Source organism: Agrobacterium sp. A3-95, from assembly GCF_053521785.1.
Genome location: NZ_JBNWDR010000001.1, coordinates 526,867 through 553,108 on the forward strand (window position 1 = coordinate 526,867; position 26,242 = coordinate 553,108).

The 26,242-nt window shown below is 60.1% G+C and carries 26 protein-coding genes; 11 read left to right on the top strand and 15 right to left on the bottom strand.

The features are described 5' to 3' along the window. Positions 1-99: 99 nt before the first annotated feature. A complete protein-coding gene (rsmD, locus tag ACQZ5Y_RS02700; protein ID WP_004432183.1) occupies positions 100-657 on the bottom strand; it encodes a 16S rRNA (guanine(966)-N(2))-methyltransferase RsmD in 558 nt (185 codons plus the stop codon). Next, positions 638-2,614 carry a pseudouridine synthase gene (locus tag ACQZ5Y_RS02705; RefSeq protein WP_174049207.1) on the bottom strand — a complete coding sequence of 659 codons (1,977 nt, stop codon included), beginning with the start codon at positions 2,612-2,614 and terminating at the stop codon, positions 638-640. The genes rsmD and ACQZ5Y_RS02705 overlap by 20 nt, the downstream gene beginning before the upstream one ends. Positions 2,615-2,685: 71 nt before the next feature. Here ACQZ5Y_RS02705 and ACQZ5Y_RS02710 point away from each other — a divergent pair, with 71 nt between their 5' ends. Beyond that, positions 2,686-3,144: a nucleoside deaminase gene (locus tag ACQZ5Y_RS02710; RefSeq protein ID WP_013635558.1), complete on the top strand. Its 459-nt coding sequence runs from the start codon at positions 2,686-2,688 to the stop codon at positions 3,142-3,144. Positions 3,145-3,196: 52 nt separating this feature from the next. On the opposite strand, the gene ACQZ5Y_RS02715 is transcribed toward ACQZ5Y_RS02710, so the two are convergent. The 4 genes from ACQZ5Y_RS02715 to ACQZ5Y_RS02730 all read right to left on the bottom strand — a co-directional run bounded on the left by ACQZ5Y_RS02715 (position 3,197) and on the right by ACQZ5Y_RS02730 (position 9,160). After that, positions 3,197-3,850 carry a hypothetical protein gene (locus tag ACQZ5Y_RS02715; RefSeq protein ID WP_019564237.1) on the bottom strand — a complete coding sequence of 218 codons (654 nt, stop codon included), beginning with the start codon at positions 3,848-3,850 and terminating at the stop codon, positions 3,197-3,199. A gap of 205 nt (positions 3,851-4,055) precedes the next feature. Further along, entirely contained in the window at positions 4,056-7,019 is a 2,964-nt protein-coding gene (gene ileS, locus ACQZ5Y_RS02720; protein ID WP_174049206.1) for an isoleucine--tRNA ligase, read from the bottom strand. Positions 7,020-7,287: 268 nt separating this feature from the next. Then, positions 7,288-8,268, bottom strand: coding sequence for a bifunctional riboflavin kinase/FAD synthetase (locus tag ACQZ5Y_RS02725; RefSeq protein ID WP_004432194.1), 981 nt, complete (start codon positions 8,266-8,268; stop codon positions 7,288-7,290). Positions 8,269-8,311: 43 nt separating this feature from the next. After that, positions 8,312-9,160 (bottom strand): TIGR01459 family HAD-type hydrolase, encoded by an 849-nt coding sequence (locus ACQZ5Y_RS02730; RefSeq protein WP_174049205.1) that lies wholly within the window; start codon positions 9,158-9,160, stop codon positions 8,312-8,314. A 369-nt stretch (positions 9,161-9,529) separates the two neighbouring features. Here ACQZ5Y_RS02730 and groES point away from each other — a divergent pair, with 369 nt between their 5' ends. The 4 genes from groES to ACQZ5Y_RS02750 all read left to right on the top strand — a co-directional run bounded on the left by groES (position 9,530) and on the right by ACQZ5Y_RS02750 (position 13,179). Continuing rightward, on the top strand, positions 9,530-9,826 hold the full coding sequence (gene groES / locus ACQZ5Y_RS02735) for a co-chaperone GroES (RefSeq protein WP_003494080.1): 297 nt from the start codon (positions 9,530-9,532) through the stop codon (positions 9,824-9,826). A 74-nt stretch (positions 9,827-9,900) separates the two neighbouring features. Next, complete coding sequence (gene groL / locus ACQZ5Y_RS02740; protein WP_004432205.1) at positions 9,901-11,535, top strand: chaperonin GroEL; 1,635 nt, start codon at positions 9,901-9,903, stop codon at positions 11,533-11,535. 501 nt (positions 11,536-12,036) lie between these two features. After that, positions 12,037-12,471, top strand: a complete 435-nt coding sequence (locus ACQZ5Y_RS02745) for a hypothetical protein (protein ID WP_025592588.1) — start codon at positions 12,037-12,039, stop codon at positions 12,469-12,471. A gap of 261 nt (positions 12,472-12,732) precedes the next feature. Then, entirely contained in the window at positions 12,733-13,179 is a 447-nt protein-coding gene (locus tag ACQZ5Y_RS02750) for a DoxX family protein (RefSeq protein WP_004432207.1), read from the top strand. A gap of 63 nt (positions 13,180-13,242) precedes the next feature. On the opposite strand, the gene hisG is transcribed toward ACQZ5Y_RS02750, so the two are convergent. The 4 genes from hisG to hisS are packed head-to-tail and all read right to left on the bottom strand — an operon-like array spanning position 13,243 to position 16,972. After that, positions 13,243-13,935, bottom strand: a complete 693-nt coding sequence (gene hisG, locus ACQZ5Y_RS02755; RefSeq protein WP_004432208.1) for an ATP phosphoribosyltransferase — start codon at positions 13,933-13,935, stop codon at positions 13,243-13,245. Next, the gene (locus ACQZ5Y_RS02760) at positions 13,932-15,059 is read right to left on the bottom strand and encodes an ATP phosphoribosyltransferase regulatory subunit (RefSeq protein WP_111796763.1); all 1,128 of its coding nucleotides are present in this window, start codon (positions 15,057-15,059) and stop codon (positions 13,932-13,934) included. Before ACQZ5Y_RS02760 ends, hisG begins: the two co-directional genes overlap by 4 nt. A gap of 16 nt (positions 15,060-15,075) precedes the next feature. Next, a complete protein-coding gene (locus tag ACQZ5Y_RS02765) occupies positions 15,076-15,444 on the bottom strand; it encodes a VOC family protein (RefSeq protein ID WP_026330619.1) in 369 nt (122 codons plus the stop codon). 4 nt (positions 15,445-15,448) lie between these two features. Then, the gene (gene hisS / locus ACQZ5Y_RS02770) at positions 15,449-16,972 is read right to left on the bottom strand and encodes a histidine--tRNA ligase (protein ID WP_019564242.1); all 1,524 of its coding nucleotides are present in this window, start codon (positions 16,970-16,972) and stop codon (positions 15,449-15,451) included. 156 nt (positions 16,973-17,128) lie between these two features. Here hisS and relB point away from each other — a divergent pair, with 156 nt between their 5' ends. The 3 genes from relB to ACQZ5Y_RS02785 are packed head-to-tail and all read left to right on the top strand — an operon-like array spanning position 17,129 to position 18,380. After that, a complete protein-coding gene (gene relB, locus ACQZ5Y_RS02775) occupies positions 17,129-17,356 on the top strand; it encodes a type II toxin-antitoxin system RelB family antitoxin (protein ID WP_013635548.1) in 228 nt (75 codons plus the stop codon). Continuing rightward, complete coding sequence (locus tag ACQZ5Y_RS02780) at positions 17,340-17,609, top strand: type II toxin-antitoxin system RelE family toxin (RefSeq protein ID WP_038489955.1); 270 nt, start codon at positions 17,340-17,342, stop codon at positions 17,607-17,609. The genes relB and ACQZ5Y_RS02780 overlap by 17 nt, the downstream gene beginning before the upstream one ends. A gap of 6 nt (positions 17,610-17,615) precedes the next feature. After that, entirely contained in the window at positions 17,616-18,380 is a 765-nt protein-coding gene (locus ACQZ5Y_RS02785) for a hypothetical protein (protein WP_174049204.1), read from the top strand. Positions 18,381-18,431: 51 nt separating this feature from the next. Here ACQZ5Y_RS02785 and ACQZ5Y_RS02790 read toward each other — a convergent pair whose 3' ends face one another. Further along, entirely contained in the window at positions 18,432-19,349 is a 918-nt protein-coding gene (locus ACQZ5Y_RS02790; protein ID WP_004432220.1) for a LysR substrate-binding domain-containing protein, read from the bottom strand. Positions 19,350-19,431: 82 nt separating this feature from the next. Here ACQZ5Y_RS02790 and ACQZ5Y_RS02795 point away from each other — a divergent pair, with 82 nt between their 5' ends. Next, complete coding sequence (locus tag ACQZ5Y_RS02795) at positions 19,432-20,475, top strand: YeiH family protein (protein WP_174049203.1); 1,044 nt, start codon at positions 19,432-19,434, stop codon at positions 20,473-20,475. A gap of 15 nt (positions 20,476-20,490) precedes the next feature. Here the strand turns inward: ACQZ5Y_RS02795 and ACQZ5Y_RS02800 are convergent, their stop codons facing one another. Further along, positions 20,491-20,934, bottom strand: coding sequence for a hypothetical protein (locus ACQZ5Y_RS02800; RefSeq protein ID WP_038489949.1), 444 nt, complete (start codon positions 20,932-20,934; stop codon positions 20,491-20,493). Next, complete coding sequence (locus ACQZ5Y_RS02805; protein WP_013635543.1) at positions 20,931-21,560, bottom strand: DNA-3-methyladenine glycosylase I; 630 nt, start codon at positions 21,558-21,560, stop codon at positions 20,931-20,933. The genes ACQZ5Y_RS02800 and ACQZ5Y_RS02805 overlap by 4 nt, the downstream gene beginning before the upstream one ends. A gap of 237 nt (positions 21,561-21,797) precedes the next feature. Between ACQZ5Y_RS02805 and ACQZ5Y_RS02810 the strand changes: the two genes are divergently transcribed. After that, positions 21,798-22,571, top strand: coding sequence for a L,D-transpeptidase (locus ACQZ5Y_RS02810; protein WP_174049202.1), 774 nt, complete (start codon positions 21,798-21,800; stop codon positions 22,569-22,571). 263 nt (positions 22,572-22,834) lie between these two features. Further along, entirely contained in the window at positions 22,835-23,494 is a 660-nt protein-coding gene (locus ACQZ5Y_RS02815; protein WP_013635541.1) for an outer membrane beta-barrel protein, read from the top strand. A gap of 149 nt (positions 23,495-23,643) precedes the next feature. Here the strand turns inward: ACQZ5Y_RS02815 and glcF are convergent, their stop codons facing one another. Further along, positions 23,644-24,945: a glycolate oxidase subunit GlcF gene (glcF, locus tag ACQZ5Y_RS02820; protein ID WP_174049201.1), complete on the bottom strand. Its 1,302-nt coding sequence runs from the start codon at positions 24,943-24,945 to the stop codon at positions 23,644-23,646. 3 nt (positions 24,946-24,948) lie between these two features. Beyond that, positions 24,949-26,151 (bottom strand): glycolate oxidase subunit GlcE, encoded by a 1,203-nt coding sequence (gene glcE / locus ACQZ5Y_RS02825; RefSeq protein ID WP_111790200.1) that lies wholly within the window; start codon positions 26,149-26,151, stop codon positions 24,949-24,951. Between the last annotated feature and the right edge of the window lie 91 nt (positions 26,152-26,242).

Consider the following 26,242-nt stretch of genomic DNA (forward strand, 5'->3'; position numbering starts at 1 on the left):
AGAGCGTTTTCGCTTTTCTTCAAATCGCGAAAACACTCTAACTCTTTGTTTTGCGGCATTTCCGCACGGAAACCGGGGGCCGTTTTTGCTGGAAATGCTCTAGGGCTCGTAGCGGTAGAAGTGCATTTTCGAGTCACCGAAGATGCGGCTTTCGAGCGGTTTGAACACCGGCTCGACATTGACCACAACATCGCCGCGCTCTTCCAGAATGGCGAGCGCACCGGGGGCCAGCCAGCCGCCAGCATGGGCAGCAGCAAATGCCTTCTCCCCGTGGCCCTGGCCATAGGGCGGATCGGCGAAAAGGAGATCGAAGGGCTCGATATTGTTGACGCCGCCAAGCTTGGTCGCGTCACGCCGCAGGATGCGGGCACGCCCATGCAGCCCCAGCGCATCGATATTTTCCCACAACAGCCCCCTGCCCTCAACGCCGTTTTCGACGAAGAGCGCCACACGACAGCCACGCGAAAGCGCCTCCAGCCCGACCGCGCCCGTTCCGGCAAAAACGTCCAAAACGCGCGTACCGTCAAGACTTTCCGGATAGGCATGGCTTAGAATATTGAAGAGGCTTTCCCGTGTCCTGTCGATTGTCGGACGAATGGAATTTGTTTTCGGCGCGGCCAGATTTCGGCCGCGGAACTCACCGCCTACGATCCGCATTACGTGTCATTCCCCTGCCACCAGAAGGTTTGCCACCCGGGCCTTTGCCGCCCGGTTTGCCGCCGCCGGGGCCGCTACCGCCACCGGGGCCTTTGCCCTTGCCTGAAAAACCCGAACGTTCGCCACGTTCACCCGGTTTTCCAAAAGAAGGCTTGCCCGATGCGGGCCTGCCGCCGGGTTTGCCACCCGGTTTTGCGCCTCTTGGCTTGTCACCGAAAGGCCGGTCGCCGCGTGGGCGATCACCGTCTTCGCGGGGCTTGTCGCGGAACGGACGCTCACCGAAAGGTTTCTCACCACGTGCCGTGCGATCTCCGAAGCTCTTCTCGCCGCGTGGGCGGTCGCTGCGCGGGCGATCACCCTCCTCACGTGGCTTGTCACGGAACGGACGGTCGCCAAACGGTTTTCCACCGCGTGCGGTGCGATCTCCGAAGCTCTTCTCGCCGCGAGGACCGTCGCCACGCGGGCGATCTCCCGCTTCACGTGGCTTGTCACGGAACGGACGGTCACCGAAGGATTTCCCGCCGCGATCTCCAAAGCTCTTTCCACCGCGCGGGCCGTCGCCACGTCCACGACCGCCTTCCTCTTCGCGCGGGGAATCCGAACGGATCCACTCGCCCTCGGAATCGGCATGCCTGACGACGTTGCGGCGCGCTTCCGCCTGGGCGGATGGCTTCTTGAACAGGCTTTCCGCTTCCGCGCGGGCAGAAAACTTCCGCTCCTTGCCATCACGGGTGGGCTTTGCGCCGGGCGCCATCCAGACATTGGCCGTGCGGCTGGTGCCCGCGGGCGGGCGGGCGGGGCGGCGTTCTTCGCCATCCTCTTCGCCACGGGTTTTCGCGCCGAATTTCCCGGCAGGTTTGCCACCGAACTTGCCAGCTGGCTTGTCACCGCGCTTGGTGTCGAGACGGCCGAGCGCCTTTTCGCGGCGATCTTCCGGTTTGCCGGCAGCCCTGTCGAAACGCGCCTTGCCTTCCGGCGCGTCGCTCTTTGCCCATTCGGACCGGGGCGCGCGCTTGGGCGTGTTTTCTTCTTCATCGTCGGCGACAGGCGCATCGTAGATCGGCGCGTCGAAATTGGCGCCGGATTGTTCGATGAGGCGCGGACCAAGCTGGTCACGCAGCATGCGGCCACGCACTTCAAGCACCTTGCCTTCAGGCAGATCGCCAAGCTGGAACGGGCCGTAGGAGATACGGATCAGGCGGTTGACCTCAAGGCCGAGCGCGCCGAGCACGTTCTTGATCTCGCGGTTCTTGCCTTCGCGCAGACCCATGGTGATCCAGACGTTGTGACCCTGGGTGCGGTCGAGCGTCGCGTCGATAGCGCCATAAAGCACGCCGTCGACGGCAATGCCTTCCTTCAGCTTGTCGAGCGCTGCCTGATCGACCTCGCCATGGGCGCGCACGCGGTAGCGGCGCAGCCAGCCGGTCGTCGGCAGTTCCAGCACGCGGGAGAGACCGCCATCATTGGTCAACAGCAGCAGGCCTTCGGTATTGATGTCGAGGCGGCCGATAGAGAGCACACGCGGCAATTCACCCGGCAGATTGTCGAAAACGGTCGGGCGGCCTTCCGGGTCGGAATTGGTCGTCACCAGGCCAGCGGGCTTGTGGTAAAGCCACAGGCGCGTGCGCTCAGCCCCGCGGATGGGCATGCCATCCACTTCGATCTTGTCGGAAAGAGTCGCGTTCATCACCGGAGTGTCCAGCTTGACGCCGTTCAGCGACACGCGGCCTTCCATGATCATGCGCTCGATATCGCGGCGCGAGGCAACGCCGGCGCGCGCCATGATCTTGGAAATGCGCTCTGGCTTGGTGCCCATAACGGCTTCCTGCACCGGAGCCGCCTTGGCTTCTACCGGTTTCTTTTCACGCTCTGCGGCGGGCTTGCCGGGGCCTTTCGACTTCTTGTCGCGGCTAAAAGTCTTGCCACCGTCACGCTTCGGCTTGTCTTTAAAAGTCATTTGCTGTTTGCCTGTTGTTTGGGCTGTCCTATCAGGTCCAAGCACAAGGGTTAAGAGGAAATTGAAACGCAATGGCCGAAAGGACGCATTTCATGGAACTGGCGCTGGCGGAAGCCCGTGCCGCCGGTGAGCGGCAGGAGGTTCCGATCGGCGCAGTCCTGGTTATGGACGGTCGCGTCATCGCCCGTTCCGGCAATCGCACCCGTGAATTGAACGATGTGACGGCGCATGCCGAAATCGCCGTGATCCGCATGGCCTGCGAGGCGCTGGAACAGGAACGCCTGCCCGGTGCCGATCTCTATGTAACGCTGGAACCCTGCACCATGTGCGCGGCGGCGATCTCGTTTGCCCGCATCCGTCGTCTCTATTACGGTGCGGAAGACCCGAAGGGCGGCGCGGTGCATAGTGGCGTGCGCTTCTTCAGCCAGCCGACATGCCACCACGCGCCTGATGTGTATTCGGGGCTGGCGGAAAGCGAAAGTGCTGAAATTCTGCGGAAATTCTTTCGCGAGAAACGTCTCGACGAATAAGCAGCCGGCGGGAGATGCAATCTTTCCCGCAGGCCATAAGCCCTTCATTTTATCAGAAGGGGTTCCACCAGGGTTTGCCGGTGTTTGCCATCGCCGCTTCTTTCTTACGGCGCTTTTCCTTCTTCTGCTCCGGCTCACCGAGGTCAGTCAGTTGATCCTGCGGAACGCTACGATATTCCTGCGGCGGATCGGTCAGGAACTTGCGCTGGGCGTTGACGACGGAGCCACCCTGGGCATCTGCCTTGGCCTTGCGGAAGGCTTCCCATTTCTGGCTTTCGGTCATCTGGCCGGCCGTGCCGTTGCCGGCAAGCAGCGGTGAGCGGTAATGCGGATTGTTCTTATTGGCATCCGCCTCGTCGCGCAGGCGTTCACGGGTCTCTTCCGGCGATTCGACCCATTGCGGGTTGTTTTCGCGGCTGGCCATGTTCTGCTGCGGCGTCGTCAATTGCTCGGCGCGGGACTGGGCGGGGACAACGAGACCGGGACGCGGGCTGTACTTCAGGTTACGTTTTTCCTGATCGTTGCCGGTGATCGAAGTCGCGTTGCCGAGGTCGTCTACAAGCTGTTCTGCCGCAGTCTTGCCCGTACCATAGGTCGGGCTCGTGCAGGCGCTGAGCAGCACGCCTATCGCCGTGATACCTGCAACCGTGCGGAACATGCTCAAACCCTGCGCGTTATCCTGCCCAAAAGCCTTCATCGTCTTCATAAAAACCCTTCCAGCCGTCCGTCCCATTGCGCCAGACATCGTCTTTCGGCAGGCGGTAGCCCGCATTGCCGTGCAAATCCGGCCATTTTCAGGCAGGTGTACCGGATGAAGAGCTAAAGCGCAATTCATCCGGCCATTTTCCTCGCGCATCGGCCCGAAACTCGAAATCGATTTTTCGACAGGAACGATGCGCAGCAGCTTTAAATCATCCCAGCGCGGCAAGCTCGCGCAGTGCCGCCGCATCACGGGCCGAAACCTCCGGATAGTCCGGATCAGAACCGACATCGGTGGTGATACGCCAGGAGCGTGCGCATTTTGCGCCTTCCGCCAGCTTCTGCTCGACCACGACCTTTGCGACCTCCGGCAAGCGGAAGCCATCGGCAGGGCCTTCATCGCCGACCACCGAAATGGCCGAGGTGATGCAGATTTCGGCAAAATCCTGCCCGGAGAGAGCCGCCAGAAGATCGGCGTCGGCAATGTGCACGATGGGCGCTGCCTCAAGCGAGGAGCCGATACGCTTTTCACGACGTTCCACTTCGAGCGCACCGGTGACGACCGTGCGGACCTTGCGGATTTTCTCCCACTTCGCTTCCAGCGCGTCGTTGTTCCACTCCGCCGGAATTTCCGGGAACTGGGCGAGATGCACCGATTCCGCATCCGGATAGCGCGAAAGCCATGCTTCTTCAGTGGTGAAGGGCAGCATGGGCGCAAGCCATGTGACGAGGCAATCGAACAGCTTGGCGATGACCGACAGCGATGCACGGCGCTTCAGCGACGACGGCGCGTCACAATAAAGCGTGTCCTTGCGGATGTCGAAGTAGAAAGCCGACAGCTCCACATTTGCGAAATCGATCAGGGCGCGGGCGATCTTCTTGAAGTCGAAGGCGTCGTACCCGTCGCGCACGACCTTATCCAGCTCGGACAGGCGGTGCAGTACCAGCTTTTCCAGTTCCGGCAGATCGGCATAGGCGATCTCCTCGCCCTTGTCGTGGGCAAGCGTGCCGAGCATCCAGCGCACGGTGTTGCGCAGCTTGCGATACGCGTCGATATTGGTCTGGATGATGGCCTTGCCCAGACGCTGGTCTTCCCAGTAATCGGTCGTCATGACCCACAGGCGCAGGATATCCGCGCCGGACTCTTTCATCACGTCCTGTGGTGCAACAACGTTGCCGAGAGACTTGGACTGCTTGCGGCCCTGCTCGTCCATGGTGAAGCCATGGGTGACGACGGCGTTATAGGGCGCGCGGCCACGCGTCGCGCAGCTTTCCAGCAGCGACGAATGGAACCAGCCGCGATGCTGGTCCGAGCCTTCGAGATAGACATCCGCCGGCCACTTCATGTCCGGGCGGTCTTCCAGCGTGAAGGTATGGGTGCAGCCGCTATCGAACCACACATCGAGGATGTCCATGACCTGCTGCCATTTGGCGTGGTCATGGTCATTGCCGAGGAAACGTTCCTTGGCGCCTTCGGCGAACCAGGCATCCGCACCTTCAGCCTCGAAGGCCTCGAGGATGCGGGCGTTGACAGCCTCGTCGACCAGAACCTCACCCTGCTCGTCGGCGAAGACCGCGATCGGCACGCCCCAGCTGCGCTGGCGCGACAGAACCCAGTCGGGCCGACCTTCGATCATGGCGCGCAGGCGGTTCTGGCCGGATGCCGGAACGAAACGGGTCTGGTCGATGGCATCAAGCGAACGCGAGCGCAGCGTCGTGCCGTCGCCCAGTTCCTTGTCCATATAGACAAACCACTGCGGCGTGTTGCGGAAGATCACCGGCTTCTTGGAGCGCCAGCTATGCGGATAGCTGTGCTTCAGACGGCCGCGCGCGAACAGGTTGTTGGCCGCGATCAGCGCCTTGATGACGCGCTCGTTGGCATCGCCCTTCTTGCCGTTATCATCCATGACGCGGGCCGCGCCGCCTTCGGCAGACGGGCCGAAACCGGGTGCGTCCTCGGTGTAGAACCCGTCATCGCCAACGGGGAACGGGATGGCCGGCGAAACGCCGCGCGCTTCCAGCTCACGTTGATGCGCGGTCCAGACGTCAAAGTCCTCGCGGCCATGGCTCGGCGCGGTGTGCACGAAGCCCGTGCCTGCATCGTCGGTGACGTGGTCGCCATCGAGAAGCGGAACCGGGAAATCGTAGCCAAGCGACGCCAAAGGATGGGCGCAGGTGATGGCGGCCAGTTCTTCAGCTTTCACATCGCGCACGAACTTGAAGGTCACCTTCGCCTTGGCAGCAGCCTCATCGGCAAGCTTTCTGGCGAAGATCAGCTTTTCACCCGGCTGCGGACCGAAATCGTTCTGCGCGCTTTCGACTTCGAACAGGCCATATTCGACCCGCGAGGAGAAGGCGATGGCGCGGTTGCCGGGGATGGTCCACGGCGTGGTTGTCCAGATGACGACGAAACTATCCGCCAACTCCTTAAAAGAATCAGGAACTGGTACAGGCGTATTTGTCGCTTTGTCGTGCCACATAAACTTCGGATCATGCGGCAGTACGGGGAACTTCACCCAGATCATGTCGCTTTCAACGTCGTGATACTCGACCTCGGCTTCCGCCAGCGCCGTGCGCTCGACGACCGACCACATGATCGGCTTCGAACCGCGATAGAGCTGGCCGCTCTTGGCGATCTTCAGCAGTTCGCCGGCAATACGGGCTTCCGCGTGGAAGTTCATGGTTGTGTAGGGGTTTTCGAAGTCACCCTCGATGCCGAGGCGCTTGAACTCTTCCGACTGAACCTTGATCCAGCCAGCCGCGAAGTCACGGCATTCCCTGCGGAACTCGTTGACCGGAACCTCGTCCTTGTTCTTGCCCTTGGCGCGGTAGGCTTCCTCGATCTTCCATTCGATCGGCAGGCCGTGGCAATCCCAGCCGGGCACGTAATTGGCATCGTAACCGCGCATCTGGAACGAGCGGGTGATGACGTCTTTCAGGATCTTGTTCAGCGCATGGCCGATGTGGATGTTGCCGTTGGCATAGGGCGGGCCATCATGCAGCACGAATTTCTCGCGACCGGCGGCGGAGGCGCGGAGCTTTTTATACAGGCCCATTTCCTGCCAGCGCTTCACCGTTTCCGGTTCTTTCTGCGGCAGGCCGGCACGCATCGGGAAATCCGTCTGCGGCAAATAGAGGGTCGAGGAATAGTCGAATTTTTCTGCGGTGTCGCTCATAATTGTACCGTTGTTGCGCGCCGTGTCGGTCGCGCCGTCTCAATTTCAAAGAGGGCAAATACGGAAAGCGCCATGTCAAATGCCATGACGAGCGCCAAAATCCCGGACCTTCCGGCTCTTCAGAGCGGGCGGAAGGCCGGGCCAATAATTCGGCCTATCTGAACTTTAAACAGCAACCGGTATTGGGACATGGCCGGTTGTTTATGCGGTTTTCGGGCAAAAAGGAAGTGAAAAGCGACGACAATCCGGGACAGGATTATCTGCCCGCTCAAAATGCTATCTTCGCATCCAATTCACTGAGCGGCCGCACGCCTGACAGCATCGCCCGCGCCTCTTCCTCATCCCGCCTGATCTGCGCGACCAGCGGGTCCAAGCCGTCAAATTTCAGCTCGTCACGCAGGTGCCCGAAGAAGGATACCGAACAGACCTCACCATAGAGATCACCGGAAAAATCGAAGACGTAGGTTTCCAGAAGTGCCGCACCGTTATCGGTGACCGTCGGGCGGTAACCGAAGCTTGCAACGCCATCGTAAATCGCCCCGTCGGGGCGGCGGAACCGCACGGCATAGATGCCGGCTTTCAGCTCCGTTTCGGGTGAAAGCGCCATGTTGGCCGTTGGGTAACCCAGAGTTCGCCCCAGCTTCTGGCCGCCGATGACTTCACTTTCCACCGTGAAACGATACCCGAGTTGTCCGGCGGCACCTGCCACATCTCCTTCGCACAGAAGCGAGCGGATACGGCTCGAGGAGACGACATCCGCGCCCTCGTCGCGAAAGGCATCCACGAGCGTCACGTCGAAGCCGTTGCGCTTGCCGGCCGCCATCAGAAATGCCGGGCCACCTTCGCGGCCCTTGCCGAAATGGAAATCAAAGCCGGTGACGACGGCGCTGGCGCCCAGCCAGTCGACCAGAATGGAATTGACGAACTCTTCCGCCGAGCGCTGCGAAAACTCGCGGTCAAAGGGGTATTCGATGACCGAGCGGAAACCGATGGCCTCGAGAATACGTGCCTTCAACGGCGCAGGCGTCAGGCGGAAGACCGGCGTTTCAGGGCGGAAGACGGAACGGGGATGCGGTTCGAAGGTCAGCACCAGTGCCGGTACGCCACGCGCCTCGGCCAGTTCCAGCGCCCGGTCCAGAACGGCGCGGTGGCCGCGATGCACACCATCGAAATTGCCGATCGCGATGACGCCGCCGCGCAAGCCTTCAGGCAGCGGCTCCTTTTTTTCATTGCGATGAAAGACGGTCATTGCAGTCGATCCATTTTTGACGGCGGCTTACGCCAAACGTTTCCTAGGCAAGGCGGGGCATCCACCAGCCGGGAGCCGCGCCCTGCCCCTTCAGATAGGCGTTCAGAAGCGCCTCGTCCGTCTGGCCATTCAGCGTATATTCGGCGGCGTGAATGCCGCCGCTGATATAAAGAAGGTTGAGGCCGCTCGCAATTGCGCCCTTCACATCCGTCGGCATGCCATCGCCGATGGCGAGCACGCGATCCTTCGGGAAATCGCTGCGCACTTCTTTCGCCGCCGCAAGGCAGGCTTCATAGATCGGCGCGTGCGGTTTGCCGGCAATACGGACTTCGCCGCCAAGCTGTTCGTAATATGCGGCCATGGCGCCGGCGCAGGGAATGATGCGCTCGCCGCGCTCTACCACCAGATCGGGGTTGGCGCAGATCATCGGCGCCTTGCGGGCGATGAAGCCTTTCAACATTTCCGTATAGTCTTCCGGCGTTTCCGTCTCGTCATCGAAGAAACCGGTGCAGACGACGGATTCCGCTTCCACCTCGCCGACCCGTTCGACATCGAGACCTTCGAGCAGCGGCATGTCCCGCTCGGGGCCGAGCAGAAAGACTTTTCTTGGGCCTTCCGCGATCAGGCCGCGGGTGACGTCGCCCGATGTGATGATGCGGTCATAGGCCTCATCCGGCACGCCGAGAACGCGAAGCTGGGCGATGACACCGGGGGCCGGACGCGGCGAATTGGTGATGAGCACCACGGTCTTGCCGGCCTTGCGCGCGTCGTGCAGCGCAACCGCCGCATCCGGGAAAGCGCTGACACCATTATGCAGCACGCCCCAGACATCCGAAAGAACAACGTCGAACCCATCAGTGATTTCGCCGAGGGTGAGAATGCGATGGGCCATGATATGCTTTCCGGGTGCGAAAAAAGGGTGTGCGTCACATGGCAAAGCAGGACGCCGATGGCAAGGAAAAAAGCGGTGCCAGGCCCGCCTCCGGACCACCGGCCACCATCCGAACATAAAACCCCTCTACGCCGAAAACGAAGGTTGCCTGAAAAAGAGCGATTTGTCCGCGCCCGTCGGAGCGTGGAAATTTTCTCTCATGGAACGCTGGTAACCATAGGCCGTGAAATTTTTCCGGTAGTGCGTTCTTGACTCCGGGGGGACGCCTCCTTATCTCGGCTTTGCTGGCACTCCAACAAGAGGAGTGCTAACACCCATCACGTGAACCTGCAAAAGGTTCCTGAAGTCATTTGATCGAGGGATTAGGCAATGACAAGCACCAATTTCCGCCCGCTTCATGATCGCGTCGTCGTTCGTCGCGTTGAGTCCGAAGCAAAGACCAAGGGCGGCATCATCATTCCCGATACCGCCAAGGAAAAGCCGCAGGAAGGCGAAATCGTCGCCGTCGGTTCCGGCGCTCGCGATGAGGCCGGCAAGGTCGTCGCTCTCGACGTCAAGGTTGGCGATCGCGTCCTGTTCGGCAAGTGGTCGGGCACCGAAGTCAAGCTCGACGGCGAAGACCTTCTGATCATGAAGGAAGCCGACATCATGGGTATCATCGGCTGATTTCGCCGCACCCATCGTTTCCTTAAATTTCAAGCCGGACCCCGTCCGGCCATTCGAAACCAGGAGTTTTGAAAATGGCAGCCAAAGAAGTCAAATTCGGCCGCACAGCGCGCGAAAAGATGCTCAAGGGCGTCGACATTCTCGCTGATGCAGTGAAGGTCACCCTCGGCCCGAAGGGTCGTAACGTCGTTATCGACAAGTCCTTCGGCGCACCGCGCATCACCAAGGACGGCGTTTCGGTCGCCAAGGAAATCGAACTCGAAGACAAGTTCGAGAACATGGGCGCACAGCTCGTTCGCGAAGTTGCCTCCAAGACCAACGACATCGCCGGTGACGGCACCACCACCGCAACGGTTCTGGCCCAGGCCATCGTTCGCGAAGGTGCAAAGGCAGTTGCTGCCGGCATGAACCCGATGGACCTCAAGCGCGGTATCGATCTGGCCGTTGCTGAAGTCGTCAAGGACCTTCAGGCCAAGGCCAAGAAGATCAACACTTCGGAAGAAGTTGCACAGGTCGGCACGATCTCTGCAAACGGCGAGCGTCAGATCGGTCTCGACATTGCTGAAGCAATGCAGCGCGTCGGCAACGAAGGCGTCATCACCGTTGAAGAAGCCAAGACCGCTGAAACCGAACTCGAAGTCGTCGAAGGCATGCAGTTCGACCGCGGCTACCTGTCGCCTTACTTCGTGACCAACCCGGAAAAGATGGTTGCGGACCTCGAAGACGCATACATCCTTCTGCACGAAAAGAAGCTTTCGAACCTCCAGGCCATGCTGCCTGTTCTCGAAGCTGTCGTTCAGACCGGCAAGCCGCTCGTCATCATCGCTGAAGACGTAGAAGGCGAAGCCCTTGCAACGCTCGTCGTCAACAAGCTGCGTGGCGGCCTCAAGATCGCTGCCGTCAAGGCTCCTGGCTTCGGCGACCGCCGCAAGGCCATGCTGGAAGACATCGCCATCCTGACCGGTGGTACCGTCATTTCCGAAGATCTCGGCATCAAGCTCGAAAGCGTTACCCTCGACATGCTCGGCAAGTCGAAGAAGGTTTCGATCTCCAAGGAAAACACCACGATCGTTGACGGTGCTGGCCAGAAGTCCGACATCGAAGGCCGTGTTGCCCAGATCAAGGCGCAGATCGAAGAAACCACTTCCGACTACGACCGCGAAAAGCTGCAGGAACGTCTTGCCAAGCTCGCTGGCGGCGTTGCCGTGATCCGCGTTGGCGGTTCGACGGAAGTTGAAGTGAAGGAAAAGAAGGACCGCATCGACGACGCTCTCAACGCGACGCGCGCTGCTGTTCAGGAAGGCATCGTACCGGGCGGCGGCGTTGCCCTGCTGCGTTCTTCCACGAAGATCACCGTCAAGGGTGAGAACGACGACCAGGAAGCCGGCATCAACATCGTCCGCAAGGCTCTGCAGTCTCTGGTTCGCCAGATTGCAGAAAACGCAGGTGACGAAGCTTCCATCGTTGTTGGCAAGATCCTCGACCGGAACGAAGACAACTACGGCTACAACGCCCAGACCGGCGAATATGGCGACCTGATCCAGCTCGGCATCGTCGACCCGGTCAAGGTTGTTCGCACGGCTCTGCAGAACGCAGCTTCGGTTGCTTCGCTGCTGATCACCACCGAAGCCATGATCGCCGAACTTCCTAAGAAGGAATCGGCAATGCCCCAGATGCCTGGCGGCGGCATGGGCGGCATGGACTTCTAATCAGTCCTGTCACTGGAATACGAAAGGGCGGTCTTCGGATCGCCCTTTTTTCGTTGCCGCCCATGCCCCTTGTGACAGCTGGCGCGATATCTTCACTTGCCGGGATCGGGCTTAAAAAATATTGTCTCTTTTTGAAACAGCGATAACTTTAGTCGGCTTGTTTTTGGCAGCGCGTGCAATAATCGGGTGCCGATAGAGGCGAATCACAATTGCCGATGGGGCGGATTTTCGCCCTCTCCAGTTTATAAGCACGACATTTAGTTGTCTTTTTTTCATATATTTCGCGATTGCGATGAAGGAATACATATTATTTTTGATTTTCTCTCTGACAGGTTGTTGTGGGTAGAAGAAAATAAACTATAAGTCAGCGCCCGTGAGGGTGCCGCGGCGGGATGCAAGCATTGAAGGGGTTCGATGCTTGGCAAGCACGCTCGAATGCGGATGGCGATGAAAAATCAACTTGGCAGCGACGCTTGAGATTGCAGCGCTGGTACGATGTTCATGCGGGGGCGCGATTTGTTCGAAATATCAAGACGCAACGATGCTCTGCCTGCGGCCGCGACAACCATGCCGGATACTCAGACCCTTTCGCATTTCTTTATTTCGGAGGAATGGAGCGGCGATCTTTCGAGCGGCGTCATCAAGCTTGGCGAACATGCATCTTTCATGCATGGGCTGCCGCAGGGTGAGTGCGGCCTGCTCAGCCTGATCCGCTGTTACGATCGGGGTCACCACGACCGCGTGCTCGAAATTTTCGAACAGGCTTCCGCCGCACCCTCACGCTTCTGCTTTTCCACCGGCCTGTTCACCCTGCCGGCAATGCGGCAGCCGCTTATTTGCATGGGCGAATCCTCGGGTTTCGAGATCGGCCAGCAAGGGCGCATTTCGGGGCTCTTCCTGTTTCCGCGTTTCGAGGATATGCGCTTCGCCGCCTAGCGCGTTTCCAGTGAAACTGCGCAGCGGCTTTATGTCAGGAAATTTTTTTAAAACAAATGGATAGATCGAGTCGAATGGTCCCGTTCAAACGGGGATGCGCGCTCAATGTCATTGAACGACATTGTTGGTCGTTCACAAAATGAAGACAATTTGTCTTCTATTGTTCATCTTTATAGATGCATGATTTTCGGTCATTGATATCTCCAGACATCACCTTGCAGTTTAACCGGCGACACGCCGATCACTTACCGGAGATACTCCATGTCCAGCAGCCAGAACGCTCTCGTTCTCATCGCCCGTATTCTGCTTTCCTTCATCTTCATCTATTCCGGCTTCGGCAAACTCACCGATCCGGCTGGCACTGCCGGCATGATCTCGGGCGCCGGCATGCCTGCCGCAACCGCGCTTGCCTATCTTGCCGGCCTGTTCGAACTCGTTGCCGGTCTTGCCATTCTCGCCGGTTTCCAGACGAAGATCGCCGCATGGGCGCTTGCAGCATTCTGCGTGTTCACCGGCCTCGTATTCCACAGCGGCACCGTTGCCGTTCCCGGCTGGCCTGAGCCTGCTCTCGGCTGGATCAACACGCTGAACGGCATCATGCTGATGAAGAACATCACCCTTGCCGGCGCCTATATCCTGCTCGCAACCTTCGGTGCAGGCGCCTACTCCGTCGACGCAAAGCGCGGCTTCGTTGCCGCCCGCGCCTGAGCCCATAGGCTGACCAAGAAAAAAGCCGCCGGAGCGATCCGGCGGCTTTTTTCTTTTATGCTTTCAGACAGCCGCTTTTATTCGCGCCGCGATCTCCTGAACCGCCGGATCACCTTCGTGCTCCGGCTTGCGGGCGCGCACGAAACAGGCTTCCGAGCGGACGATGATGCCGTCGGAGAGGATTTTCAGGTGGTTAGCTTTCAGCGTCGAGCCGGTGGAGGTGATATCGACGATGATATCCGCCTGCCCTGCCGCCGGCGCACCTTCGGTGGCGCCAAGGCTTTCGACAATACGGTAAAGCTGAATGCCGTGCTGGCGCGAAAAGAACTGCTGCGTCAGCCGCCAGTATTTGGTTGCGATTGCCAAACGGCGACCATGACGGGCACGGAATTCCGAGGCCACATCGCCGAGATCGGCCATGCTGTCCACATCCAGCCAGATTTCCGGCACGGCGACAACGACATCGGCATGGCCGAAACCGAGGCGGGCGCAGAATTCCACCTGCGCATCGGCGTTGGTCAGCCCCTCTCGCACCAGGTCTTCACCCGTCACGCCGAAATCCACGCTGCCAGCACCAATTTCGCGGGCGATCTCGGAGGCTGAGAGATAGGCAATCTCGATATCGTCGCGCCCTTCGATGCGGCCGCGATAGGACCGGTCGTTACCGACAGCTGCGACCTTCAGCCCGGCGCGTTCCAGAACGGCGGAGGCGTCTTCCTTCATCCGGCCCTTTGAGGGCAAGGCAATGGTGATCATGGCTTATCGCTCCCGCGCACCGTTTCGATGCGATCCAGCCAGAGGGAAAAGCCCACGGCCGGTATTTTTTCCTGCGCGCCAAGCAGCGTCAGCAGCCGGTCAAAACGGCCACCACCGGCCAGAACGCTATCGCTACCTTCTTCCATCACCTCGAAAACGAGGCCAGTATAATAATCGAGCGGACGGCCGAAGGCCGCGCCGTAGCTGACTGTTTTGAGATCGACCCCGGCATTCGCAAGGGCCGCGACACGCTTATCGAAAGCGGAAAGCGCACCGTCCAGTTTCAGCTTAGCCTTTGCGGCAAAATCGGCCAGAACTTGCGAGGCCTGCGGCAAGGGCGCCTGCAGGGCCAGGAACTGCTTGAGCAGTTCGAAACTCTCATCCGGCAGACGCGTGGCGGCAAGCGCCAGCTTTTCCCGCAGACGGCGGGCGATTTCCTGCGGCGAGCGGCTGGCATTGGTGGAATAGCCGGTTTCCTGCATTACCGTGTCGAGATAGTCGACCAGCACCGCCTCTTCGCCCGTTGCCAGAAGTCCAGCGACCCGCGCGTCAAGGCCGGTCATGGGCTTGGGGTGCACGAGGCTTTCCAGCAGCGCGTCGAGCTGCACCATATCGCCGAAAGCCTGCACCAGCCGTTTCTGCCAACCGAGCGGCAGGCCGAGCGCTGCAACGACCGCCTCGAACACCTGCTGGTCGCCCAGCGTGACGGCGAGCGAACGGCCAGGCAGCAGGCGTTTCAGGATGGCGGTTGCATCAATCACGGCGCGGGCATCGGCGGCGGCGATATCGGTATCGCCAAGATCCTCGATGCCTGCCTGATAAAACTCGTTCGCACCCTCCCTGCGCTGGCGGAAGACCTCGCCCAGATAGGAGTAGCGCTTCGGCGTACCCGTCGCTGTCTCGATATGGCGCAGGCAGACGGGAATAGTGAATTCCGGGCGCAGACAAAGGCTTTCACCTGTCTCGCTCTCCGTCATGAAAATACGCCGGCGCAAATCCTCGCCCGCCATATCCAGAAACGGTTCGGCAGGCTGGATGACAGGCGTATTCACACGACTTGTGCGGCGCGCGGCGAATTCTTCCAGTAGCTCTCCGGAAAATTCCGGCATGTCGATCAGGGGCATGGAACAGTACTTTTCGTCACGGTTCGAGCGGCTGCATCATTTCGATGCGGTTTCCGAAGGGATCAAGGACATAAAACCGGTGATATCCTTCGAGCGGCTCATCCTCAACCACATGGTAGCCTGCAGTTTCAAGTGTTTTTCGCAAGATACTGAGATCGTCTACCAGAAAGGCAGGATGGGCTTTCCTGGCAGGTCTGAAATCCTGATCGATGCCGAGGTGGAGTTTTATCGGTCCAGATGAGAACCAACATCCGCCGCGCGCCGCCAGATTGGCGGGTTTTGCCTGCTCCGCAAAGCCGAGCAGGTCGCCATAAAAGGCGCGCGCCTCGTCTTCCCGGCCGACGGGCATCGCCAGTTGAAGGTGATCGAGCGCGAGGATCGCCATCGCCTCAGCGCCCTTCAGCGGCGCGGCGAACGTCCTCTGCATGATGTTCCAGAATCTCGCGAACCTTCGCCACCAGTTCCGTCTCCGGCGCGGTGATCTGTGCCACCCGCGCTTCGCGCCAGCTGGCATTGTCCTCGATCTCGCCGGAGAGGCGCTTGCCTTCGATCAGATCCTTGATCTGCACGACGCCTTCGGCGCGCTCGTCACCGCCCTGGATGATGGCGATGGGGGAGCCGAGACGGTCGGCATATTTCAGCTGATTGCCGAATTTCTTCCAGTTGCCCTGGTACATTTCGGCGCGGATGCCCTCGGCACGCAGCGCCTGTGTGAAGCGTTGGTAACGGCCCATGCTGTCCACATCGCCATCCATGACGGTGATGAGAACCGGGGCGAGCGGCTTGACCTGACCGAGTTTGCCGAGGTTCTTCAAGGCCGTCATCAGACGGGAAACGCCGATGGAGAAGCCTGTTGCCGGAACTGGCTGACCCATGAAGCGAGAGACGAGACCATCATAACGGCCGCCACCGCCGACCGAGCCAAAGACGACCTTTTCGCCCTTTTCGTTGGTGACGTCGAAGGTCAGTTCGGCCTCATAGACAGGGCCGGTGTAATATTCGAGACCGCGCACGACGGAGGGATCGATCTTGATACGCGTCGCATCGTAACCGGCACCGGAAACCAGAGAGCCGATGATGTTCAGTTCATCGACGCCTTCCGCGCCTTTGGATGTGCCCGCAACCAGTTGTGCGAGATCATCGGCGCTTTCCGCATAATCCTTGATGCCGACGAAAAACAGAACCTTTTCGATCTGCTCTTCACCGAGACCCGCACCCTTGGTGAAATCGCCGGATTCATCCTTACGGCCGGGACCGAGCAGCAGCTTCACGCCATCAGGGCCGAACTTGTCGAGCTTGTCGATGGCGCGCAGCACGTTCAGGCGACGACCGGCATTTTCCTCGCCACCAAGGCCGATGGCCTCCATGACGCCGTCCAGCACCTTGCGGTTGTTGACGCGGATGACATAGTCACCGCGAGCAATACCAAGCGCTTCCAGCGTATCGGCCATCATCATGCACATTTCGGCATCGGCCTGCACACCGGCAGCACCGACCGTATCGGCATCGAACTGCATGAACTGGCGGAAGCGGCCGGGGCCGGGCTTTTCATTGCGAAACACATAACCGGCGCGATAGGTACGGTAGGGCAGCTGGATTTCGTTGAAATTTTCCGCGACATGGCGGGCAAGCGGTGCAGTGAGATCGTAACGCAGGCTCATCCACTGGTCGTCGTCATCCTGCAGCGAAAATACGCCCTCGTTCGGACGGTCACTATCAGGCAGGAATTTGCCGAGCGCATCGGTATATTCAAACAGCGGTGTTTCCACCGGATCGAAGCCGTAAAGCTCGTAGACCTTGCGGATCTTGTCGATCATTTCATTGGTGGCATGGATATCGGCAGCAGAACGGTCCACGAAGCCGCGCGGCAGGCGGGCTTTCAGTTTCTGAGGCTTTTTTGCTTTTTCGCTCATGATGCCGATCCGATATTTTCCTGAAATTATGCCGGTGTATTAGATGATGAAGCCCGGTGCGGCAAGCCGCAAAGCCTCTGGTTCTACTGGCCGCACGGGGCAAACAATGCTATATGGGATGCATGTATCCCATTTTAGTCGAAAAGGGCGCAAGCAATGAGCAAACAGACTGCCATCCGCCTGCCGGACGAGACCTATGAACGGCTGAAAGCGCTTTCCGAGCGCACGGGCCGTACGTCCGCATACTATATCCGCGAGGCGATTGAGAAACATATTGAGGATATGGAAGATCTCTATCTAGCCGAAGAGGCGACGCGGCGCATCCAGCGCGGTGAATCAAAGGTGGTAAGCGCCGAGGAGTTCTGGCGTGATCTGGACAATTGAATACGATGTTCTTGTCCAGAAAGAGATGCGGAAAATCGATCCGCAGACGCGTCAGCGTATCCGCGCTTTCCTTCAAGAGAGAGTAGCGGCGCTCGACAATCCCCGCCAGACAGGTGCCGCCCTGCAAGGCTCAGAACTCGGCAGCTTCTGGCGTTACCGGGTAGGCGATTACCGTATCATCTGCGATATACAGGACCACAAGCTTGTCGTGCTGGTGGTGGAAATTGGCCATCGCCGCGAAATTTACCGTTAGGCATCAATGATCCTCGAAGCCCTGCAATATGCCGCCACGCGTGCGGCCACGCCGAAGCCATTCCGGCCGCATATCCGCTATTCCGTCAATCTATGGGCGCGCGCCAATCGCTGCGCAACAGCATGGGCGGAGCATGAAAACAACAGCCAGCAATTTGTGCTGCAATCGGCGAGAAAACTCAAACAGAGACGGACGGCGGTGGTGCTCGGGTCGGGTCTGCTGCGCGACGTGCCATACGATGCGCTGGTGGCGATGTTCGATACCGTGGTTCTGGTCGATCTGGTGCATCTTGCCAGCGTGCAGGCGAAACTGCGCTTCAATTCCAAAAAGAATGTGCGCATCGTCAACCGCGATCTTTCCGGTTTTGACGATATCGTTGCCGGTAAAGAACCGGAACCGCTCGAGTTCCTGCGGCGGGTGCCCTATCTGGATTTCGTCGTCTCGGCCAACCTCCTGTCACAGATCGGCACCGGCGCGCGGCATCGGCTGGAGCGGGAGAAGATTGCCGGCGCGCCTGATGACCTTTTGCCGAGACTCATGCAGACGCATCTGGATGCGCTGGCCGCCCTTCCCTGCAAGGCGTGCCTGGTAACGGACACATCCTTTGACGTTATCGGCAAAGACGGCAGCCTGCACCAGCACGAGGACTTGCTGCATGGCGCTGATCTGTCCGCGCCGGCCGCCGCATGGGAGTGGCCACTCGCTCCGTTGGGAGAGGAAAGCAGGGACTATCGAATCGTTCATCACGTCGTTGCGCATGAGCTGACGTGATAGGCTCTGCCCGCGCACCGCGATCCCGATAATGCCGCGCGGCCTTTCGACCTACAAACCGGCAAGACCGGCCTTGTAGTCCTCCGAGGCGGCACGGCTGAGGCGTTCCAGTTCCATGGCCGCACGGCTGGTGTGACGTTCCTTGTGGCGCAACAGAGCAAAATTGCGGGCGGGCAGATCGATGCCGGCGCGGACCAACAATCCCTGGCGTAAGAACAGGGAAGCGACGGAAGCGGAAACCGCTGTCGCCGCGCCGCCGGAGCGTGCCGCCATCACCACGGCCTCGTTGGAGGGCAGTTCCAGCATCACGGAAAGATCTGCAGGGTCGACACCCATCTGCCGCACCGCCGCCTCGAAGGCGGAGCGGGTGCCGGAACCCTGTTCGCGCAACACCCAGGACGTTCCGTATAGAATATCGAGGGCGGTGAGATAACGGCCGTCGGCGAAGGGGTGGGCGGAGCCGGTGACGACCAGAAGCTTGTCGGATACCACGGGCTGCACCATCAGCGCCGGCTCGTCGATCTTGCCTTCGATGAAGCCGACCTCAGCCAGCCCATCGAGCACGGCCTGAGTTACCGTTTTCGTATTGCCGATATCGAGTTTCAGCGTAACACCCGGATAAAGCTTCTTGAATTGCATGAGGATCGGCGGCAGCCAGTAGCTGGCAATGGTCTGGCTGGCGCAGACAGTGATTTCGCCGCGCGTCAGACCGCCCATTTCGGAAAGGATCAGTTCGGCGCTGCGCACACGCGCCAGCGTCGCCCTGGCCTCACCCAGAAACACCCGTCCGCTTTCGGTCAATTCGATATTGCGGCCGACGCGATGAAACAGCTCGACATTGTAAAATGCCTCGAGGTTCTTGATTGCGGAACTGACGGCCGAGGCGGTCAAACCGATCGCCTGCGCGGCCCTTGTCAGGTGCTCGCGTTCGGCGACGGCGATGAAAATGCGGAGTTGTTCGAAGGTCATGGCTTTTTCATTCGATTTTATCGAATAATATATGCCATATTATTTGATAGAATAAAACAGGCCATTCCGGCATTGTCTGGCCATGGCACAGCATCGCACCCTCACTCATCCCTTCCAGTCTTCTTTTCGCTCGCTGACCCCGCTTCTGCCGGGCATTCTGCTTTGCGCGGCGGTCAGTTGCGCTGCCATTCTGGCGGAACGCTTTCAGGTGCGGCTTGCCGGACATGCATGGCTCGGCGATCTGGTGCTGGCTATTCTGATTGGTACGCTTTTGCGTTCGCTCGTGTCGCTGCCAGCGGTTGCTTCGGCCGGCATCAAGTTCAGTGCCAAGACCCTGCTCGAGATTGCGGTCGCGCTTCTTGGCGCATCCTTGAGCCTTGCCATTCTCAAAGGCGCCGGCGGTTTGCTGATCGGCGGCATCGCTGTCATCGTCGCCCTGTCGCTGATCTTCAGCTATGCCGCCGGGCGGATGCTGGGGCTGCCACCCAAACTCGCAACCCTTATCGCCTGCGGCAATTCCATCTGCGGCAATTCGGCCATCGCGGCGGCAGCGCCCGCCATTGGCGCCAAGCCAGAAGATGTCGCCGCATCGATTGCTTTTACAGCCGTTCTCGGTGTCCTCGCCGTTCTGCTTATGCCGTTTCTGCCGCAGCTTCTCGGTCTTGATGCCACCCAGTATGGCATCTTCGCGGGCCTGACGGTCTATGCCGTACCGCAGGTGCTAGCTGCCACCGCCCCGCTCGGCGCCGTTGCGGTGCAGACCGGGACAATCGTCAAGCTCATACGCGTCCTGATGCTGGGGCCGGTCATTGCTGCCCTCTCCGTCATCCACGGCCAGTCCGGCAAGGGCCGGCTGAAGTTGCAGCAGATGGTTCCGTGGTTCATCATCTGCTTCGTGCTGATGATCATGGCCCGTTCCTTCGGCCTTATTCCCGAGGTTCTGCTCGGCCCCCTCGCCTCGCTCTCCAACATCCTCACCATCATGTCGATGGCGGCGCTTGGGCTGTCGGTCGATATTCGCAGCCTTCGCCATGCCGGGGGCAAGGTCATCGTCGCCGCCAGCCTCTCGCTCGTGCTGCTTGGAATCTTGAGCTTCGGCCTGATCGCGCTGACGCAAACGGCCTGAAGGTGCGGCGGGCCGTTATTTCTGAGTGCTGACCGTCAGGATATAATGCGCGCCGAGCCCGCGACGCGGCGATCCCAGGATAAGCGTCGGGCGGATCAGCCATTCGGTATCCGCCTTCGGCGTCAACGTGGCGATTTTACCTTCGGAGTCGCTGAAAAAGATCGCGTCCTGATCCGGCGTCGAAAAATCAAAGATCGCCATCAGGACGAATTCGCTGGAAGAGGTAAGCTCGACCTTCATCGTCTGCCCGGCCTTGACCTTCAGGCGGTAGACATCGCCACGGCCGCGCCGTGTCCAGCCATCTAGTTTCAACGGCCCGGTGGGCGGCAGGGCAACCTCCTTGAGCCTTTCGCCATCGTCCAGCCAGATGCCGTCGACGTTGCGGCTTTCCGCAGAGGATGGATGCGGCACGGCCGCCACGGCCATGGCAAAAGCCAGAAAAAGGGACTTTGCTTTCATGGACGTACAAACTCCCGCCGCATGGCCTCGATCGGCTCACGGCAATGACAGCCTTCGATATGATCGTTGACCATACCCATGGCCTGCATGAATGCATAGACGGTCGTCGGGCCGACGAAGGTCCAGCCGCGCTTTTTCAAATCCCTGGAAAGACGAATGGACGCGTCGCTGGTGGGGTTGGCCCTTAACGTCGCATAGTCCAGCCTTTGCGGCCTTTCTGCGGCGGAAGGCTCGAACCCCCAGAAATAATGGGCAAGCGAACCGAATTCGTCCCGGAGCGCTATGGCGCGACGGGCATTGTTGATGGTCGACACGATCTTGCCGCGATGACGGATGATGCCCTTGTCCGCAACACAGCGCTCAATGTCGGCTTCACCGAACTGCGCCACTTTTTCGAATTCGAAATTGGCAAAGGCAAGACGGAAAGCCTCGCGCTTGCGCAACACCGTCAGCCAAGAGAGGCCGGACTGGAAGCCCTCGAGACATATCTTCTCGAACAGGCGGCGATCGTCGGTGACGGGATAACCCCATTCTCTGTCATGGTAGCGGCTGTAATCCTCAAGTCCCTGCTGCCAGAAACACCGCACGCGGCCATCCGCGCCCGTTTCAAGTCCCGCCTCGTTCATACCGCAACCACCCTTTTTCGCTCCCGCCCGTGACCGGCGTGATGCGCGCACTTACCACTCATTCACCACGTTTCAAAACGGGTCGCTAACCTTAAATCCAGCTTTTTCTAATCAAGCGCTTTTTAATGAACAGCCATTTACGATTCGCTGGCGTCAAGGTGCGAACGTAGCCGGCAAGGCGGGCGAATGATCCCGCAATTGCTATTGTTGCGACATACCGCAGAGAGAGTCCACCCGATGACGATGAAGTCCGTTTTTCTGGCGCTGAGCCTCGTTTCCACCTTCGCCGCCCCGGCCGCCGCAGCTGGTGAGCGTTACCGGGAGCGCCCGCCTGTCGTCGTCAGTCCAGACCTTTCCGCCCCCTGGGTAACGCAGCTTGGTGGCGGCAATGTGCGGCCCGTCGTTTACCCGCGCGCGCCAGCAGCCCGCCAGCCTTTCTTCCAGCAGCGCCAGGCCGCCATGCCGCAGCGCCCAAGCTCCGGCGTCACCTCGCAGCGCCCGGCCCGGGTACAGAACGCCGCCGTTCGCCCGAATGCGCCGGTGCGCACGCAGATCGCCCCGCAATTCCTGCCCCAGATCGTGAGCTACCAGACCACCCAGAAGCCCGGCACCATCGTCATCGATACGCCGAACCGCTTCCTCTATCTCATCATGGCGGATGGCAAGGCCCGTCGTTACGGGGTCGGTGTCGGCAAGCCCGGTTTCGAATGGGCCGGAACGCACAAGGTGACCCGCAAGGCGGAATGGCCGAGCTGGACGCCCCCGAAAGAAATGATCAGCCGCGAAGCGACCAAGGGACACTACCTTCCGGCCTTCATGGAAGGCGGCCCTGCCAATCCGATGGGCGCGCGCGCCATGTATCTCGGCTCCACGCTTTACCGCATCCACGGTACCAACCAGCCCTGGACGATCGGCAGCAACAATTCCTCAGGCTGCATCCGCATGCGCAACGAGGATGTCACCGATCTTTACGAGCGTGTGAACGTCGGAACAACAGTCATTGTGATATGACGGCAACGGTGCCGCTAATACGCGGACTTGCAGCCCACACCGCGGCAGATCGCGCTTGAATTGATGTCCCGCAGCGGTACAATCGCTACTAGATTGATTGAAGGAGACTTGGCGGGGGACGCCAGGCGCCGGACCTCTCTCAGGGGGATGATGGAACGGCCTTGAAACGGGTGGTCAACTGACCGCCCGTTTTTCGTTTCTGTCATTTAAATGTTACTAAAAAGCGGTTTGGTGTGTCCTCAACACCAAACTGGATTCTCCCCATGCTGCGCCACGTTTCCATTCTTTGCGCCCTGCTGCTCAGCGGCGTTTCCTTCTCTTCCGCAATCGCGGGGGAATTTGAATTTTCCGGTTACGGCGGCTGGCAAAGCGCCCCGCACAGCGATGTCACGGTTTCGGACGGAACGGACTTCCGGGCGGGGTGGGAAGGCAAGTCATTTTCGAGCCCGGCCTATTGGGGGGTGCGCGGCACCTACTGGTTCGAGGAAGGCCAGCTCAACAATCTCGGCATCTCGCTCGATTACACCCACGACAAGGTCTATGCCGACGACCAGACGCTGGCGCGTTCCGGCTGGTCGCATTTCGAGTTCACCGACGGCCTGAACCTTTTGACGCTGAACGCGCTCTATCGTTTCCCGCTGGAGACCTGGCGCCTGACGCCTTACGTGGGCGCGGGCGTTGGCATCAACGTGCCGCATGTGGAGGTTACCCGGGCTTCCGGCAAAACCTTCGAATACCAGTTCGGTGGCGCAACCCTGCAGGCGCAGGCCGGCCTTAGCTACCGCATAACCGACAACTGGTCGACCTTCGTGGAATATAAAGGCACCTACTCCTTTATCGACGTGGATATCGACAATGGCGGCAAGCTGAAAACCGATATCATGACCAATGCGGTGAACTTCGGCGTGGCCTACAAGTTCTAAAGCTGGGATGGCAATAGAGGGCGCTTTCCGACAGGTGCCAAGCTACCCTCAAACCCCACTCCTGTGCTTGTCACAGGATGAGCAGAGCGAACGACGCACCGGCCCGAACCTTGTGTCGGGTCCCATGGCCCTTACAAGCGAACGGCGCTCTAAGCCAAAAGCCTCGCGGGTTTCGGTCCGCCATAAGCCCAGTCCAGCAGCTCGACCGTGTGCAGGATCGGCATTTCCGTGCCAGTCGCGATCTGCGTGATGCAGCCGATATTGCCGGTGGCAATGACATCCGCGCGCGTGGCCTCGATGTTCCTCACCTTGCGCGCCTTCAGCTTTCCTGAGATCTCCGGCTGCATGATGTTATAGGTTCCGGCCGACCCGCAGCAGAGGTGCCCTTCCGCCGGATCGCGGACGGTAAAACCAGCCGCTTTCAGCAATTGCTTCGGCGCCATGGTGATCTTCTGGCCATGCTGCATGGAGCAGGCCGAATGATAGGCAACCGTCAGGCCCTGGCTTTCCTTTTGTGGCAGGTCGAGCGTGGCAAGATATTCGGTGATGTCCTTCGCGAGTGCCGATACCCGTGCGGCTTTGTCCGCATAGGCCGGATCAAGCCGCAGCATATGGCCGTAGTCCTTGATGGTCGTGCCGCAGCCGGATGCGGTGATGATGACGGCATCGAGGCCGCCATTTTCCATTTCACGCATCCATACATCGACATTGCGGCGGGCGGCGGCGAGCGCCTCAGCCTCGCGCCCCATATGATGCACCAACGATCCGCAGCAGCCTTCCCCCTTCGGCACGACAACCTCCACGCCAAGCCGCGCCAGAAGACGCAGCGTCGCCTCGTTGATACCAGGGTCAAGCACCGGCTGGGCGCAGCCGGTAAGAATGGCGACACGTCCACGCTTTTCACCTTCGGCTGACCGTTCACCCGGACGGGCAGAAGCTGAAACGGCGGGCACGGAAGCCGGGGCGAGAGCGAGCATGGATTGCAGCGGTTTCAGCGCGGGAAACTTCGCGAGCACACCGGCGAAGGGTCGCGTGATCCGTGCCAGATGCAAGGCCAGCCGGAAGCGACCGGGATAAGGCAGAACCGCAGCCAGAAGATTGCGGGTCAGGCGGTCCATGAAGGGACGTTTATAGGTTTGTTCGATATGGGCGCGGGCGTGATCGACCAGATGCATGTAATCCACGCCGGACGGACAGGTGGTGGTGCAGGCAAGGCAGGACAGGCAGCGGTCGATATGGGTGACGACTTCGCGGTCCGCCGGGCGGCAATTTTCCAGCATGTCCTTGATGAGGTAGATGCGGCCGCGCGGACTGTCCAGCTCATTGCCAAGCGTGACATAGGTGGGACAGGTGGCGGTGCAGAAGCCGCAATGCACACATTTGCGCAGGATTTTTTCCGATTCCGCCACATGCGGATCAGCCAGTTGCTCGGGCGTGAAGGATGTTTGCATGGTTCAGACGGCCCTTCCCATCTTGCCAGGATTGAAGATGCCCGCCGGATCGAGCTTTTCCCTGATGCGCGCAGACAATATGGCCTCCGCCGCCGGGCGCGGTTCGAATGCCGGCACAGTGGCGCGCACCGCGTCGCTCGCCCGCATCAAGGTGGCGTGCCCGCCGCCGAGCGCGCGGATGGCGCCGCGCACCAATTCCGCTTCCGGGTCCGCCTCCATCTGCATCCAGATGAGACCACCCTGCCAGTCATAAAAGGCATCGATGCCCGCTTCCATGCGCAAGGCAGCAACCAGCCTGTGGCCTTCGCTCGGCGCGACCGAGACTTTCCAGAGCGGTTTGGCATCTTGCCCGGCATAGGGCGCGACATTCCGCACCTGCCGCCATAAAACAGCACTCTCCTCGCCTTCCAGCAGCGCCCATGGGCCAACCCGATCCATGACGGAAAGGAGTTTCGCCGCGCGCGCCTCGACGGAAGCCCCGAGACCTTCCAGCCGCAGGATTGTCGCAGGGCCTTCCGGCAGCGCGCCTGCAATGAAATGGGAGCGAACGCTTTCCGGCAGATGGGCCGCACCGGAAACCTCGACGCTCATCGCCATCGCCGCCGCCATGATCCGCGTCGCGGCCTCGTCGTCCAGACCGGAGACAACCACGGTTTTTTCCGCTGGCGGTTTCGGCAAAACGCGGAAGGTTACTTCCGTGAGAAAACCGAGCGTGCCGTGTGAACCCGCCAGAAGCTTCGAGAGATCTAGCCCGGTGACATTCTTCATTACCCGGCCACCAGCCTTGATGACTTCCGCCTTTCCATTGACGAAACGGATGCCGAGCAGGCTGTCACGCGCCGCACCAGCCACATAACGGCGCGGGCCGGAAACATTAGCAGCAAAGACGCCGCCGATGGTCGGCTCGCCTGTGGTTCCCATGATCGGGCGGTGGTCCATCGGCTCGAAGGCCATCATCTGCCGGTTTTCCGCAAGGGCGGCCTCGACGGTGGCGAGCGGTGTGCCTGCTTTGACCGTCATTACCATTTCTGCGGGGTTGTAGGCGATGATGCCAGACATTGCGCGGGAGGAAAGCGTTTCATCTGCCTCGACCGCATTGCCGAAACCGGAGCGGGTGTTGCCGCCGATGATTTTCAGCGGGGTTTTTCGGGTTGTGTGGTCGCGGATGATGTCGGCGACCTGGGTTTCTGCATAGGGGGTCAGCATGGGGTGCGCTCCGAGCAAGAGATACCCTCCTCTGCCCTGCCGGGCACGGAGGGGTGAGCCGCACCCACCAAGGCTACAAAGCTAAAGTACA